The organism is Acidisarcina polymorpha (genome assembly GCF_003330725.1).
Lineage (GTDB): Bacteria > Acidobacteriota > Terriglobia > Terriglobales > Acidobacteriaceae > Acidisarcina > Acidisarcina polymorpha.
Genome location: NZ_CP030840.1, coordinates 492,888 through 508,762 on the forward strand (window position 1 = coordinate 492,888; position 15,875 = coordinate 508,762).

At 57.8% G+C, this 15,875-nt stretch carries 10 protein-coding genes and 1 tRNA gene; 4 read left to right on the forward strand and 7 right to left on the reverse strand.

What is annotated here, in order from left to right; translation table 11 throughout:
* Positions 1-39: 39 nt before the first annotated feature.
* Genes ACPOL_RS02195 through ACPOL_RS02210 form a run of 4 tightly spaced genes read right to left on the reverse strand, consistent with a single transcriptional unit; the run spans position 40 to position 4,877 of the window.
* Complete coding sequence (locus ACPOL_RS02195) at positions 40-1,161, reverse strand: DegT/DnrJ/EryC1/StrS family aminotransferase (RefSeq protein WP_114205608.1); 1,122 nt, start codon at positions 1,159-1,161, stop codon at positions 40-42.
* The gene (gene neuC, locus ACPOL_RS02200; RefSeq protein ID WP_114205609.1) at positions 1,161-2,318 is read right to left on the reverse strand and encodes a UDP-N-acetylglucosamine 2-epimerase; all 1,158 of its coding nucleotides are present in this window, start codon (positions 2,316-2,318) and stop codon (positions 1,161-1,163) included. The genes ACPOL_RS02195 and neuC overlap by 1 nt, the downstream gene beginning before the upstream one ends.
* On the reverse strand, positions 2,315-3,466 hold the full coding sequence (locus ACPOL_RS02205) for a polysaccharide biosynthesis protein (RefSeq protein ID WP_161557141.1): 1,152 nt from the start codon (positions 3,464-3,466) through the stop codon (positions 2,315-2,317). The genes neuC and ACPOL_RS02205 overlap by 4 nt, the downstream gene beginning before the upstream one ends.
* Positions 3,459-4,877 carry an amidase gene (locus ACPOL_RS02210; protein ID WP_114205611.1) on the reverse strand — a complete coding sequence of 473 codons (1,419 nt, stop codon included), beginning with the start codon at positions 4,875-4,877 and terminating at the stop codon, positions 3,459-3,461. Before ACPOL_RS02210 ends, ACPOL_RS02205 begins: the two co-directional genes overlap by 8 nt.
* Before the next feature lie 157 nt (positions 4,878-5,034).
* On the opposite strand from ACPOL_RS02210, the gene ACPOL_RS02215 reads away from it, so the two are divergent.
* On the forward strand, positions 5,035-8,619 hold the full coding sequence (locus ACPOL_RS02215) for a CRTAC1 family protein (RefSeq protein WP_236657178.1): 3,585 nt from the start codon (positions 5,035-5,037) through the stop codon (positions 8,617-8,619).
* A 2-nt stretch (positions 8,620-8,621) separates the two neighbouring features.
* Here ACPOL_RS02215 and ACPOL_RS02220 read toward each other — a convergent pair whose 3' ends face one another.
* Positions 8,622-10,289 (reverse strand): adenosine deaminase family protein, encoded by a 1,668-nt coding sequence (locus ACPOL_RS02220; protein ID WP_114205612.1) that lies wholly within the window; start codon positions 10,287-10,289, stop codon positions 8,622-8,624.
* A gap of 64 nt (positions 10,290-10,353) precedes the next feature.
* On the opposite strand from ACPOL_RS02220, the gene ACPOL_RS02225 reads away from it, so the two are divergent.
* Together ACPOL_RS02225 and ACPOL_RS02230 are read left to right on the forward strand one after the other, a co-directional pair.
* Positions 10,354-12,903, forward strand: a complete 2,550-nt coding sequence (locus tag ACPOL_RS02225; RefSeq protein WP_236657179.1) for an amylo-alpha-1,6-glucosidase — start codon at positions 10,354-10,356, stop codon at positions 12,901-12,903.
* Between the two features lie 126 nt (positions 12,904-13,029).
* A tRNA-Phe gene (locus ACPOL_RS02230) sits at positions 13,030-13,104 on the forward strand.
* Between the two features lie 71 nt (positions 13,105-13,175).
* Here ACPOL_RS02230 and ACPOL_RS02235 read toward each other — a convergent pair.
* Positions 13,176-14,297 carry a tyrosine-type recombinase/integrase gene (locus tag ACPOL_RS02235; protein WP_114205614.1) on the reverse strand — a complete coding sequence of 374 codons (1,122 nt, stop codon included), beginning with the start codon at positions 14,295-14,297 and terminating at the stop codon, positions 13,176-13,178.
* A 13-nt stretch (positions 14,298-14,310) separates the two neighbouring features.
* Positions 14,311-14,535: a helix-turn-helix domain-containing protein gene (locus tag ACPOL_RS02240; protein ID WP_161557142.1), complete on the reverse strand. Its 225-nt coding sequence runs from the start codon at positions 14,533-14,535 to the stop codon at positions 14,311-14,313.
* 387 nt (positions 14,536-14,922) lie between these two features.
* Here ACPOL_RS02240 and ACPOL_RS02245 point away from each other — a divergent pair, with 387 nt between their 5' ends.
* Positions 14,923-15,873: a LysR family transcriptional regulator gene (locus ACPOL_RS02245; protein ID WP_114205616.1), complete on the forward strand. Its 951-nt coding sequence runs from the start codon at positions 14,923-14,925 to the stop codon at positions 15,871-15,873.
* Positions 15,874-15,875 lie beyond the last annotated feature (2 nt).

Below are 15,875 nucleotides of genomic sequence, written 5' to 3' on the forward strand. Positions count from 1 at the left end.
CATCTATGGAAGAGGCCCTAGGAAATACTTCGGTCTCTTTCATGGATGGAGTGCCCCTAGCAAATTTTCCGCCACCTCCATTACTTGCGCCTTCGTCAGATGATTAAAAAACGGCAGAGCCAATGTGCGCTCAGCCTCTGATTCCGTCACGGGCAAGTGAAGCTTTTCCAAGAGGATCGAGCGGTACGAGGGTTGCAGGTGGATCGGCGCGAAGTACCTCCCACATCCAATCCCATTCGCTACGAGAGAATTCCTTATCACATCGCGTTGCGCAGCGCTGAATCTTGCGTTCAGGCGCACCACATACACAAACCAGCTGATGATTCGGTCGGGCAAAGAAAGCGGCGGCAACGTTAGCTCGGAGGATCCTCGGAGGAGGACGTCATACTCCTCCGCCACTGCGGCTCGTCGCTCAAGGATCTTGTCGATGCGTTTCAACTGCGAGAGTCCTAGCGCGCAGTTCATCTCCGAAATCCTGTAGTTATAACCGAGATCGGAGTGTTCAAACCAGCTATCTCCTTTGCGTCTGCCTTGGTTTCTCAAGGAGCGAATGCTGGCGGCAACGTCTCCATCCCGCGCCACCACCATCCCACCTTCGCCGGTGGTGATCTGTTTATTCGGATAAAAGGCAAAGGTCCCGGCATCGCCAAATGTTCCTAAACGACGACCCTTATATTCGGCTCCGATGGCTTCGCAAGCATCTTCGATGACCAGGAGCCCATGTCTCTTCGCCAGCTGCATCAAGGAATCCATCTCGGCAGGGACACCGAAGGTGTGTACGATCAGCAAAGCCCGGGTACGCGCGGTAATGGATGATTCGACACGCTCGGGATCGAGATTCAGCGTACTCGCATCGATGTCAACGAAGACCGGTTGGGCGCCCACATAGCGGATCGCATTCGCAGCCGCGATAAAGGTGAAGGACGGTACGATCACCTCATCCCCAGTGCCAACCCCCAGCGCCAGCAACGCGAGATGCAGCCCAGCGGTGCCCGAACTCACGGCCACCGCGTGGGTTATCCCGAGATATTCGGCAACCGCCTGCTCAAAGCTTCCCAGCATGGGGCCGAGACTCAGCCGGGAGCTCCGCAAGACACTCACGACGCCGGCAATATCGTCTTCGTCGATGTCGGGAGAGGAAAGCGGAATTCGCATCTCCATCAATGAGAAATCTCTGTAGCCCGCTTGATCAGAAGACACCGATCGAGTGGCACAGTGGTGAGCACATCGACGATCCTCTGCGAGGCATGGCCGTCGCCATACGGGTTTTCCATGCCAGCCAGTAATTCCTTGAATTCAGGGCTCCGCGCCCGCTGAATCGCGGCAACGATGTCCTCCGAATTCGACGCAACATCGATGACATTCTGGGCGCGTTCGCGACCCTTCTGGCGTATTCCGACATTGACCGTCGGCAGCCGGAACGAAGCTGTCTCCATAATTCCGCTACTGGAGTTACCAAGTAATAATTCAACCTGCGCAAGCAGACTCCAGTAGGTTAGGGCATCGAGGTTGGTGAAGATGCGACTGTGGCTACGACTTGCGGCGAACGCTCGCGAGCGCTGGATCAGGGTGCGGCTGCCAGCGTCGGCGTTCGGATAACAAAACAGGACGTGCCCCTCGATCGCGGCTAAAGCCCCAAACAACGCATCAGACTCCGCGGTTGTCTGTTGCAGCAAGGTAACGGGATGATACGCCACCAGCAGTGTATCCCCACCCAGTCGGATGTCCAGGCGAGATTCAAGTTCTTGCTTGGAATACAGCTTGCGCTCTATCAAGTGATCGAGTGAAGGAGCGCCGGCCCGATGCACGCGCCACGGCTCTTCGCCCATCGCAATCACCCGCTCTCGCGCCATTTCAGTGGATGTGAAATGCACATGGCTCATCTTGGTCAATGCATTGCGCACCGCATCGTCGATAGCGCCTTCGCTTACCTCGCCGCCCTCAATGTGGGCGATTGGAATCCGTAAGGCCAGCGCTACCGAAGCGGGCGCCAGCATCTCATAGCGGTCGGCAATAATTAGCAGGATGTCCGGACGCATGCTGCCCAAGAGGTCGGCAAAGCTCAGCGTGGCGAGCCCGATCGTCTTCGCCATGCCGACATCGGTATCCGAACTAAGCAGACATTCGATGCGGCCATCGATCGGAAAACCGTCTCTCTCGATCTCCTGGACAGTCAAGCCGAATTCCGGGGAGAGATGGGCCCCAAAGACAATCAACTTCAGTTGCACATCGGCATGTTCGGCAAGTGCCCGGAGCGGCCAATAAAGATGGCTGTAGTCGGCGCGAGAGGAGGTTACGACCGCAATCGTCCTGCTCATCGCGCGCCCATCCTAGATACTTTAGATCCCGTAATATCCGGCTGGTAACCTGGCACCAGATTCTGAACTGCTTTAATCATGTCCGGGTAATCGTATTTAAAAATTGCCTCTTCGAGTTGCTTTATCGTCTGAATCACGAACTCTGACGAAGGAAGGAAGCCATCCACAACCCGCATCCCTCCGAAGAGTTCGGGAGCGACCCGCTCCTCCTGCGCTATCAATTCTTCGTGCAACTTATCTCCGCGCCGCAGACCAATGTAGCGGATATTCGCGGCCGGACCTCCGATGTATTTTGCCAGATCGACAACCCGTATGCATTCGCCGCAATCAGCGATATAGATCTTCCCCGAATCCGGGCTCGAAGCTGCATTCAAGATCGCCACTTCTGCCTCGGATTGCGTGAGAAAGTAACGGGAGGCCTCGGCATCGGTAACGGTAAGCGCACAACCAGGCCCGGCTTGCTTCTGCCCGGATTGCTCCTGCCTGGCTTGCTCCTGCGTGGCTTGCTCCTGAAAGACGAGAGCAACGCTGCCTGAGGAGCCAAGAACGTTGCCCAATCGGACCACATTCATCCTCAGCGATTCGGTTGCATGCGAAAGAACGACTAGCTCCGCGAGCCGCTTGGAAGCGCCCATAATACCTCGCGGCCTGACCGCCTTATCGGTGGAAAGTAGAATGAGGCTGGCGACCTCAGCCTCCTGTGCAGCCTTGACGAGCTTGTAAGTGCCGATAGAATTGTTCGCGATCGCGCTGAAGGGATTGCTCTCCATCAAAGGCACATGTTTGTAGGCGGCGGTATGGAGAATGAGGTCGATCTGATATCGGTGAAATAGATGTTCGAGCAGGCGCTCATCGCTAACGTTGCCGGTCACCGGAATTACCTCAACATCGCGAAGCAGCGAAGAGCTGGAAACACTTCGAAAGCTCTGATGGAGCGCACTTTCGGAGACGTCAAGAAGCGCCAGTAGTTCGGGCTGCCCAAGCAACGCCGCCTGCGCCAGACCGGACCCGATTGATCCTCCCGCACCAGTAATCAAAACACGTCGTCCGCCGACAGCCAAAGCAGCAAGCGCCTCATCGACAGCTACCGGAACTCTGCCGAGAAAATCCGCCCACTCCGGTCCTGCCTTCACCGAGGTGCTAACCAACCAGCACCGCCATCGGAGGAGCCACGTACCCGAAGTCCTCATCGAGGAGAGTTGCAATTTTTAAGACTGACTCATCTTCATAGGGACGGGCTGCCACCTGAACGCCGATCGGAAGCCCGTCTCCCGACCGGCCAACCGGCACGGAAGCCGCCGGAGCGCCTAGCAAATTGAACCACTGTGTAAAGCGCATTGCGTTGAAATACTCCAATCGCCGGCCCTCGACGATCCACTCCCGTTCCCCATGCCGGAACGCAGGAATGCTCGAGACCGGAGTGATCAGCGCGGCATATGGAGCTAACTCCTCCAGTAACTTCGACCGGACAACATCGCTATCTGTCCAAGCCTCCAGTAACTCGTCCCCGCTGAGGATGGGTTCGCTCCGGGCGGCTTCCAGGAAGTAGCGAAAGGTGCTGCTCAGTTGCTCTTCCCTTCCCCGAATCAGCGGCTCCAGCAGCATTCGCCCGCAGCGAATGAAGAATGCCCACCACAGCCGGCGCGCTGCTTCGAGTGAAGCCGAATGGAAGGTCTCGACGGCAAACCCCCTCGACTTCAGAGCCCTAGCCGCGGAACGCACGGCCGCGCGAGTCTCCTCGGTCACCGGGACCAGGCCATCATCCTCAAGCACCGCGATCGGTTTAGTCCGAAGTTCTGCATCTGCCATCTTTCGAAAGACAAGCGGTGTGCCTGCCGGATCGAGAACGTCTCTGCCCGACAATACCTCGAAGAAGAAGCTAACGTCGGTCATCGTCCTCGCCATCGGCCCGACCGAGCCGAGCAGAGAGAATGGGCCCCCGCCAGGAGGAAGATGTCCCCGGCTTGGCAAGCGTCCCGGAGTCGGCTTGAACGAACAGATGCCGGTGAAGTGGGCAGGTAGGCGCACCGAGCCGCCGCTATCGCTGCCGATACCCCCGGCCGATAGACCGGACGCAATGGCAGCCGCTTCCCCGCCGCTCGAGCCTCCAGCCGAATGAGCAAGGTTCCAGGGATTCGCCGTCTTCCCGTAGAGCAGGTTGTCGGTCTCGTAGGCCATCAGGAATTCAGAGCAATTGGTCGTTCCTAAAATCGTTGCACCGGCGGCTTTCATGCGTTGCACGACCACCGCGTCCTCGGTTGCGACCGAACCCTGGTTGAGCAAGCTCCCCAACTCACATCGATAGCCTGAGGTCGCAATCGAGGCCTTCACGGTCATCGGCAATCCCAGCAGAGGAGTGGCGGCGCCGGCAATTCGGCTGTCCGCATCCTTTGCGGCCAGCAGGAGTCGTTCAGGGTCAAAGTGGGAAAAAGCATGGAGCGAAGGATCCAGACGCTCAATCTCGCGAATGTGCTCCCCGGCGAGCTCCACTGCCGAAAGACTGCGCTGGCGCAACATTCGGAGAAGTTCTAAAGCAGGCTTAATTGTTAGTTCGCTCAAAAGTTCCTTCTAGGCCGCTGGCGCTTCGCTTGTGACTGCTGTCATTCGACATTTACATTACAAGGGTACAAGCCGGCGGGATTTGTCGGAATACGTCCAACAAGATGCAGCCACGAAATCTGCAGTGCGATCGCAGGGGCGAAAGAAAGCTTATCCGATGACAGCAGTACGCAAAACCTGGCTGCGAGTGAAGGCCAGCGCTGTTTCCGATTTGATCGCGCTTCGATTTTCAGAGTTAGCGAGTTCTCGCATGCTTCGGTCCGCATGGCGGTTCATGGTGATCCTGGCGGCCGGTTCGTTCCTGGGGGCTCTTCCGGCGCGATCGGCTGATGTAGCGCCAAACCTGAAAGAAGTTGCCCGTCCTAACAATCTCGGCGTGGCTTATATGAACCAGCAGCGCGGCGAGGATGCGCTCGCGCAGTTCAAGCTGGCCATCGCCGCCGACAAATCTCTCGCCATCCCTCACCTCAATGCCGGGATCGTCTTACTCATCCTGCAACGGCTCAGCGATTCGAAGCAGGAGCTCGACCAGGCGGCCAAGCTCGACCCACAGAATCCTCGTGTCTGGTACAACCTCGGTCTCCTCGAACGGGCACAAAGCAACTGCGAAGGCAGCATCCATGCCTTTGAAGAAGTAGTTAAGCTCGATCCTTCTTCGGCAGATGCGCACTATTTTCTGGGATCCTGCTATCTCGAAAAACAGCAATTTGCCAAGGCCGCCGACGAATACCGCGAGGCCATCCGTCTGAACCCGATGCATCCGTCGGCGGAGTTCGGTCTTGCCCGCGCCTTACAGCGTTCCGGCAATCCGACAGAAGCCCGCGTCCACCTAGCCCGTTTCGAGCACATCACCCACCAGAAGCTCGGGCCGGTGATGGCGCCGACCTATGGCGATCAGGGCGCATACTCGCTCGCGGAGGAGATCAAGTCCGCATCGCCGCCGGTCGGGCCGATGATACCGATTACGTTCGCAAGCGTTTCATTGCCCCCCTTCGCGGGCGCTGCGACTACCCCAAGTTCTGCGGCTGCTTCGAACAGCAGCTTAGGCGGCGGTATGTGCATGATCGATCTTGAGGAACACGGCAAGCCTGATCTGCTCGTCATGGGTGAAGGGGAAAGCGCAATCGGCTACTATCACTCTCAGCAGAATGGCGGCTTCGAACTCGGCTCCGCCAAGAAGCTTGGCCTTACTGCCTCAGGGCACGCGATCGCCTGCGCGGTTGGAGACTTCGACAACGATACGCATCCCGATTTAGCCATCGCGATGAGCGATCGTGTGATTCTCTACCGAAATATGGGCGACGGCACCTTCTCCGATGTCACTGCCAAGAGCGGCATCACCCAGTGGAACACCCCAGCCGGACTCACGTTTATCGACTTCGACCATGATGGCGATGTCGACTTGTTCATTACCGGCTCACCACGCGAAGGGACTCCATCGCCCACCTCGAACGTGCTTTGGAGAAACAATGGCAACCAGACGTTCACCGAGTGGACGACTCCGACCGCGCTCAATGGCAAGGGACACACCGTCTCGGCGATCCTCTCCGATCTGAACAACGATCGTGCTGTTGACTTCGCCGTCGCCGGCGATCAGGGGGTCAGCCTCTATTTCAATCCGCGGGAAGGGAACTTTCTCGAGCAGCCGCTCTATCCTCAAGGCGATCTTCCGCCGGCCCTGGGTCTCACTGTCCTCGACTTCAACAAGGACGGCTGGATGGATATTGCCGTGACTCATGATGGATCCCCCGGGATCACTCTCTGGAAGAACATCGATGGCAAAAGGTTCGAACGGGTGCCGCTGCCGTTGGCCGACGTCCAGCGCGGCTGGGGCGTCTCCCCCATTGATGTGGATAACGACGGCTGGATCGATCTGGCCGTGATCGTCGAGACGTCTTCGGGAAGCGCGCTGCGGGTCCTCAGGAACAAAGGGAACGGCAGCTTCGAGGATGTCACCGCCGCCTTAGGCCTCAACAAACCGCTGCCCACCTCCGCGCGCTCGGTCGAGGCGCTCGACGTAGACGGCGATGGCGACGCCGATTTGCTAATCTCTTCGCTGGACGGCCCGCCGGCGCTGCTGCGCAATGATGGCGGTAATCGCAATCATTCCGTGCTCATCCATCTTGAGGGCAATGCCGACAACAAGACCGCGCTGGGTACCAAGCTCGAGGTCTTCGCAGGCGGCCTTTGGCAGAAATGGGAAGTCCCGGGCGCCAGCGGGTTTCTCAGCCAGGGACCTACCAGCATTCTTGCCGGACTCGGCGACTGGGATCAGCCGGTCATTGTCCGTCTCCTATGGCCGACGGGCGTCCCTCAGGATGAGTTGAATGTCGCCGCCAAAGGCGTGGACAGCATCAAGGAACTCGATCGGCGCGGTAGCTCCTGTCCCGTTGTTTTCGCCTGGAATGGTGACCGGTACGAGTTCATCACTGACACGATCGGGGCGGCCGTCATCGGTCATTGGGTCTCTCCCTACTCACGAAACATTCCTGACCCCGATGAATGGATCAAGATCGATGGCTCCCAGCTCCAGTCGAAAAATGGCTATCTGAGCCTACGAATGGGGGAGCCGATGGAGGAGGTCAATTTCGTCGACCAGGCTAGGCTAGTGGCCGTCGATCATCCCGCTAACTCGAAAGTCTTCCCCAACGAGCGCTTCAAGAACGATCCTCCGTTCGCTGAGCGGAAGACCATCTTCACCGCGGAAAGTCATCCCGCCGCGGGAGCATGGGATAGCAATGGCAACGACGTTCTGGCGACCCTCACCAAGCTCGACCATCAGTATGTGCGCGACTTCACCAACCTTCCCTATGCTGGTTTCGCCAACCCTCACCAGTTGACCCTCGACCTCGGACCATGGTCGGCCGATAAGCCGCTTCGGCTGCTGATGCACGGCTTCATTGAATACTTCAGCGCGACTTCTCTCTACTCCGCATGGCAGGCAGGAATTGGACCTATCTCCCCTTACGTCGAGGCGCAAATGCCTGATGGCAGCTGGAAGCGGATCATCGAGGATATGGGCTTCCCTGCCGGCCTGCCGCGCACCATTGTCACGGATCTCACCGGCCATCTGCCCGCCGGAGCTACCCGCATTCGCATCACTACCAATCTTCAGATCTATTGGGACCAGGTGCTGATCTCGAATGAATCAGAGCCGGTCGGGTCGATGCGCGAAACAGAGATCCCGCTTGCCTCTGCATCTCTCGGTTTCCGCGGCTATCCCCGGCAGATCGACGGCGCGACCCCTGGCGATCTGACTTACCACTACGACGAAGCCAGCGCCACTGGTCCGTTCGTCCGGCAGCGCGGCCCCTACACTCACTACGGGGACGTCACGCCGCTGCTCACCGCCATCGATGACCGCTTCGTCATCTTCGGCAGCGGAGAAGACATGGATCTGGAATTCGACAGCGCATCGCTTCCGGCGCTTCCCGCCGGTTGGACGAGAGATTACTTCTTCTACGCCAACGGCTATGTGAAAGACATGGATTACTACGAGGCCATGCCCTTTACGGTCGCGGCGATGCCCTTCCACGCGATGAGCGGATATCCGTACTCTGCCAAAGAGCATTTTCCGGATGATGAACAATCAGTCGGCTATCGACTCGATTGGAACGACCGCTTCGAGACCGGGGCAAATTCACCGAGCTACCGCTTCGAATACCTGCCTCGCCATGAGCTTCCACTCACACCGCACTGGTCACCAGTAAGAGAAGAGCCGGCGCGTAGCGGCAGCCGTTAGCTCTAGAAGGTGGCTTCGAACACCCGAAACCTCCGCTCTAATTCAAACTGCTGCTGTGCCTTTTCACTGCCCTTCAGGAACTCCGCGCATTTACCGGCTGGCTCGTCTTTGCCCAACTGTCCGGCGCAGACGGCCACCGGGCGCGCGAAGTCATCGCCGATCTTGGCCGCTTGCCAGAGGCTTTCGCCGGGGAGGAAGTTGTGTTCGAGGCCGGTGCGAACCAAGTCCTTCAGTTCGGGATAGGTAAAGTGGTAGGTGTCGACGGCGCGGACATATTCGTGGGTGAGGTCAATGCGGGAGACGCCTTCGTCGTCGGTTGAGAGCGCGACGGGAACATGATACTTGCGGTAGATCGGTAACGGATGATCGCCACCCTTCACGTTGAGGATGACGTCGTTGCTAGTGAGATTGATCTCAACCATCACCTTCTTTGCGGCCATCTCCTGGAGCAGGTTGTAGGGCTTGTCCTCGTCCATCACATCGACGCCATGGCCGATGCGCTCGGCGCTGCCGATCTCGACGGCTTCGCGGATGTGGAACTTCAGACCCTCGGGCGGAACCAGCCCAAGCGCGATTTCTCCGGCGTGGAGAGTGATGTGAACCTTGGGATAGATCGCATGCAGAGCCTCGATCATCTGCATGTGCAGGTGGTAGTCGGTCATGGCGACGTAAGAGTCTTCCGGTTGAACCAGGTTCAGACCGACGATTCGCGGATCGGCCGAGGCTAGTTCAAAGCCAAGTAGAATCTGCGCGAAAACGCTGTCGGGGGTCATCGCGCGCAGCACCTGGTCGAGGTAGCGGATCTGGACCGTACAGGCTGGTCTGGCTTCGGCTGTGCCGCAGCCTTCGAGTTCCCTGCGCTCGGCCTCCGCCTTATCAAATTCGGCGCGAATCGCCGGGATTGCGTCGCGAAATCCGCCGTCGAGCAGCAGCTGGCGGTACTCCGCGAAGTCCGCATGGTAGCCGACCTTTTCGGCGAGGTCGGCCTCCTGCTTCCATTGCGAAGGGGTATGCATAATCTCGAGATACTGCTCATTCTGCGCGGCGGCGCGGGTAGCGACCTCATCAAGCCAAAGGCCGACGTGATGGCCAGCCGGATCAAAGCGTTCGAAGGTATCGAAAAACTGATCGTGGCCGGATTTCCCGGAGACGGGAATGAACGTCCGCATCGAGAATGAATCGATCAGCTCGTCGTAGAGGTGCTGGTCTTTGGTCACCGAATCAGCCCTCACCCTGCCCTCGCCGCAGACGGGCTGGGGTGGGATGCTGCGCGTCTGGGCCATCGCTTTCACGAAAGCTAGAGACGCGGAATCGACGCACAAGCCATCTTTGGCGGCGGCACTGATGAACGACTCGGCGTAGACTGCTCCGGTCAGATGCATGTGCAGATCGGCGCCTTTTGGCATCGCATAGAGGAAGCCGCGCAGCGCGGCCGGTCCGGTCTTGGCGGCTTCGTCAAGGGCGCGAGCGGCGCGAACCTCGGGATTGGCGGGCGGAGCGGCTTTTGCTGCATGGACAAAACCGGGATTGAGGATCGAAAAAAGTGCGGATATAGCCGAAACAACAGTTACCGTTCGGCCTCGCTGAAGCCAGGCAAATCCGAGCTGAGGCGCTCGCCCAGGATGGCGGGTTTGATGAATTCGCCGGAATTGATAATGATTCAGTAACATAATGCCCCGTGAGGTTTTGTTGAGAATGCAGTTTCTTCGCTTTGGGATAAGTGTATGGCATGGGATGAAATATGCAGCAATGTTGCTTGCCTTAACGACGTTGATCGTCAGTGCTGAGGCGTTAGCGCAACCGCAGCATGGTGAGCTGGACTGGTTGAAGCCGCTGCCGCAGTTCCCGCTCGCATCGAGCGGCCTGAACATCCATCAACATGCCGAATCTGGCAAGCCTTTCACAGTTGCCGGCCAGTGTGGCGCCTTCATGGGCGAGCAGAATGGCAGCTTCGAGGCGTGGATCTTTCCGGTGAAGCTGCTCAGCCATTTTACGATTGCGGCGTCGGTTGAAGGCTATCCGGTGCCCATCGACTTGAATGCCGATGCTGCCGAGATCGACGTCGCTCCCGACCACACGACGATCACCTATTCGCATATTGCATTTACAGTGCGGGAGATCCTCTTTGCCACCCGCTGCACCAGCGCCGCTGATGCGGGGGCGGGGGTGATTGCGCTCTTTCAGATCGATGCAGTGCGTCCGGTAACGCTGACTTTTTCCTTTACGCCGGAGGTCCGCCGGATGTGGCCTGCACCCAACTATGGGCCGCCTTCCCCAGAATGGGTAGGCACCGCAACCAGCGGCTACTACCTGCTGCACGAAGACTTCCCTGACTTGGCTGGTGCGATCGCAATGCCGGGAACACGCCCCGGCATCCTCGCGCCGTTTCAGGAGAAACCAAAGACTTATCCGCTGCAATTGATCCTGGATTTCGATCCGAAACGCGATGCCGGGAAATATTTTCCGCTGACTATGGCAATCGGCACGACTTCTCAGACTGCCAACAAGGCGGCGCTCGCCGAGCGGCTCGCCAGGTTGAATACTGACGCAAAACAGCTTTACTCGAAAACGGCGGACTATTACGCCCACTTCTTCGACAAGAAGCTGACAGTGGAAACCCCCGACAAACTACTTGATGAAGCGCTCAAGTGGGCAGAGATCTCCATCGACCAGGTGCAAGTGCGGCATGGCGATGAAGTCGGATTGGTCGCTGGATTTTATTCTTCCGGAGACTCAGCACGGCCGGGGTTCGGCTGGTATTTCGGCCGTGACACGCTCTATACGCTTTATGCGGTCAACAGCTATGGAGATTTCGCGCTGACACGGGAGGCGCTCGATTTTCTCCTCAAGCGACAGCGAGAGGATGGCAAGATGCCGCATGAGTGGTCGCAGACCGCGGACCTGGTGGATTGGAAGCGTTTCCCGTACGAATACGCCGCCGCTGACGCAACACCGCTGTTCCTCATGGCGATGGAGGATTATGTCGATGCCAGCGGAGATGTCGACTATCTGCGCAAGAACTGGCCGGCGATCCAGAAAGCATGGGACTTTGAACGGACTCATGATTCCGATGGCGACGGCATCTACGACAATTCTCAGGGCACGGGATGGGTGGAGAACTGGGACCCGTTTCCGATGCCTCACCAGGAGATCTACCTTGCCGCCCTGGACCAGCAGGCGAGCGGCGCGATGAGCCGAATGAGCAAGAAGCTTGGAGACAGCTCGATCGCGCAGGCGGCAGAAGCCCGTGCTGCTTCGGTGGCGGCAAAGATCGAGCAGGAATATGCGGGCAGCATGTATGCCTTCAGCTACAACGGCAATGGCTCGCTCGACAAGACGGCAAGCCTCTATCCGGCCATCGCGTGGTGGGATGGACATTACGCTCTGAAACAGCCGGACGCGATGTTCCGACGGTGGGATTCTCACGAATTCTCAACCGACTGGGGCACCCGCGACGTCGGCGAACATGAGCAAATTTATGATCCGATTAGCTACCACCAAGGCTCGGTGTGGCCGCTGTTCACGGGCTGGGCATCGATCGCCGAATACCGCACCGGCCGGCCGCTCTCCGGCTACGCACACTTGATGCAGAATGCCGAGCTCACCTGGCAACAGGACCTCGGCGCCGTCACCGAGCTACTCTCCGGGGCCTACTTCGTGCCGTTTGGACGCAGCACATCGCACCAGATGTGGTCTTCGGCTATGGTCATTATCCCGTCGGTTCGGGGACTTTTTGGCATCACTCGTGACGCTGATGACAAGCGGCTCATCGTCGATCCGCGCTTGCCCGCAGAATGGACCGATGCCACTCTGCGCAACCTCGCCGTCGGGACGCAGTTGGTGGATCTTAGGTTGAAGCGGCAAGGTGATTCGCTAGTCGTCAGCATGAGCCAGTCTTCTCCGCAGATCCTGCTGGAATCGAAAGCAGGAGTGAAGGCAATTGCGAAAGCTGGAGGCGCGGCCGAGTTAAAAATTGCTCTGCCTGCGGTCGAAGTTGGAATTCCCGCCGGGCTGCCGCTGCCCGGCTCTGTGACCTCGCAACTCAAAGTGCTGAGCGAGAGCTACGGGACGCGCTCGCTCACGCTCGAGTTGGAAGCGCAGGCGGGCTCAAGCTTCGATCTGCCGCTTCGGCTCAACGCGAAGACTGCAAAAGCCGCCGCCGAACCCCGTGCGGAGAGAGCGACCATCCTGGCGAATCCAGACAGCTCAGAGTTGCGAAGCCTGCATATCGTCTTTCCTTCCGGCGAGGGTTACCAGCAGGCGACCGTGCGCCTCAGTTGGTAATTACGAGGATTGAAAGAGGCAGTTTGGCGCATGCCGTTCCGGTTGCTATACTTCATAAGGCGGCCGGTTTTGGCGTCTTCATGGAGTGGTCTCCCGGCCGTTCCCCAGCATTCCTTGGATTCCCAAGGCCAGATAGCTCAGTGGTAGAGCGCGGCCCTGAAAAGGCCGGCGTCGGCGGTTCGATCCCGTCTCTGGCCACCACATTCTAAAGCACTTAGTGGCAACCAAAGAGTTAATGTTTTAGCCCGACGTACAAATAGCGTACATCTCGGCTACGCGAACTTTCCTACCTGTACTGCTCCCTGCTCTACCGGCTTCGACTCCATCATGCTCCAGAGCACCTTGGCCGTTGTTCCGGTCTTGGTGATATGAGCGCGTCCAAGCTTCGCGTAACGCTCTGTCATCTTGATGTTCGAATGACCGAGAAGCTTGGCGAGTTCGTAGAGATCGCCGCCATTCATCATGTACCAGGACGCAAAGGTGTGGCGCAGATCGTGGAACCAGAAGTTTCGAATGCGAGCCCGTGTCAGAACATCCTCGAAGCTCCCTTCCAGTCTTTGCCTTCCACTCTTGTCACCCCTTGTCGGCGGGAAGATGCGATCTTCACCGATCACCGCAGGGCACCGCCGAATCTCTTCGGCCAGCTCTGACGTCATGGGCACGTAGCGTTCCTTACCCTTTTTCAACTTTGCTCTCACAGCAATCAGCTCTTCGCGGTACAACACGTCCGACCAGCGGAGGCGATGAACCTCGGAGGAGCGCATCCCGGTGGAGACAGCGATCAATACGATCAGCCGCATCCGTAGATTGGTCTGATTGAGGTCCTTGGTCCCTTTCCGAAACATCTTCTCGTCCAGGGCGACCTTTAACCTCTCGAGTTCTTCCTTCGAGAGGAAGCGTTCCCGTGAATCATCGGGTCGCCTTACCTCAACCATGTCGGCTGGATTACGTTCGAGGCCAGTCTCCTTGGACCAGATTGTCGAAGCCTTCTTCATCAGGTGATGCATGACGTTGAAGTGGCGTACGGCAGTGTTCTCCGCCAACCCCCGCTTGCCCGTGAGGTTTTCGTACCAGCGCTGGACGTCAACACCGTCCACCTCCCGCACGAACATCCGACCCAACTCAGCCCGAATGCCCTCCACGATGCTCTTCTCTCGATCCGCAGAAGCCTTCTTGCTTCCGTAATGCAGCCAGTACCGATCAATCAAATCCGACATGCTGTAATTGACCTCTTTCCTTACATCGAGGTGCCGGTTCTCATCGCGCAGCGAGAGCTTCTTACGCTCTACCTTCTTCGCGAGTTCGTCTGAGCCGTGAACCTTTGCGCTCTTGTGGCGACCTCCTTCGCGCCAACGAACTTCATAAACGCCCTTTTCCTTCTTCAGAACAGACATATCTGCTTCTCCTTTAGTCAATGGTTTCGATTGTGTGTTGCTCGATGTAGCGTTCTAACGCCCGCATATCGAACCGCAACGCACGACCGACCTTGACGCAAGGGACCTCCCGCAACCGAGACTTTCTGTAGACCGTGTCTACTTCAAGGCCCAGGTATTGGGCTGCCTCCTTGACGTTCAGGAGCCGCCTTCCAATGACTCCATTTGACACCAACTCAGTCGTCTTTTGGTAGAGCATTGTGCCTCCAATCCGTCGCTTGAGACCGCACACGGATTTCTTCATCCACGCGAACGCCTGCGGTTGTCGAAGTTGCTGGGGTGACGATTGAAGGACGGAACGAACTCTGACGTATTTCCCATGCGGCACCTCGCGTTGTCGATCAGCTTCGAGCGTGAGGTCTCCGCGAACTTCAGTCCAATACTTCTATTCGATTTCGCCACAGTTTTTGTCTATGGCTCCAGCGAAGCTGCATCTGCGGACGGTTACCTGGAGGAGTCCGGTCACCGCGCGGAGCCTAATTGACATTTGTGATTTGTTACCAACAATGGGTTTAAGCGCAGGTTTTTCCACAGCCGATGCTTGGGCCTGTGGGATCGACGAAAGCCAAGTGGAGTACCAAGGCCGATGTCAGATTCCCTCACATTCCGTCTCCTCCGATACATCAAGGCGGCCGCAGAGACGCTGAACTTTACCCGTGCCGCCGAGCAAGTCTTCGTTGCACAGTCGTCACTCAGCTCTCAAATCGGAAAGTTCGAAGACACCGTTGACCTCTTGCTTTTCGTCCGTTTGCAGAATGGTCTTAAGCTCACCTCGGCGGGCCGCATCGTTGCGACCTTTGCAGAGAACACGCTAAGAGAGTGGGACCAAACTCTGGTAATGGCCCTCGCTGTCCAGCGCAATGAGGTGCCACCGTTGCGCCTCGGCTTTTCCTCTTTCATCAATGCGAAGCTCCTTGAGAGATTTCGAGAGAACTATGAAGGGATGTTCCCCGGATGCGCCATTCAACTGTGGAGCGGCGATCCTCTGCTGTGCCTGCAACGACTCGATGCCAGGGCGCTCGACTGTGCGATTATTCCCCTGCCAGTGGATGCGACTCTCTACAACGTTCAGCAGATCGCTCAGTCTCCCTTAGTGATTTGCATGCGGTCCGATGATGTACTCGCTGATCGCGCGCAACTCGACATTCATGAAGTAGCGGAACGCATCACAATATTCCGCGACCCAGAGCTGCATCCCTCGGCACATACACGACTGGTAGAAATGTTCAAGGAAGTAGGCATCCCGATTCATTTAGCCTGCGCCGCTCGCACTCCCTCAGAGATTCAATGGATGGTGAAAGAGCGCTACGGTCTTGCGCTGATCGACCAGCTAACGCCTCTTGATCCTGGCTTAATTACGCGACCGATTGCGGGTGTCAATTGGACGGCAGATACCGCCTTTGTTCATGCGAGCCACATGGATCATGTTGCGCTCCCATTCATCGAACGATTCTTTCAGCAGACCTGGTCAGCTTCGAGGAGAAGCAAGCGTCCGTCGAAGACGCGACATCCCGAGCAACTAGAGTTGCTCGGTTGAGC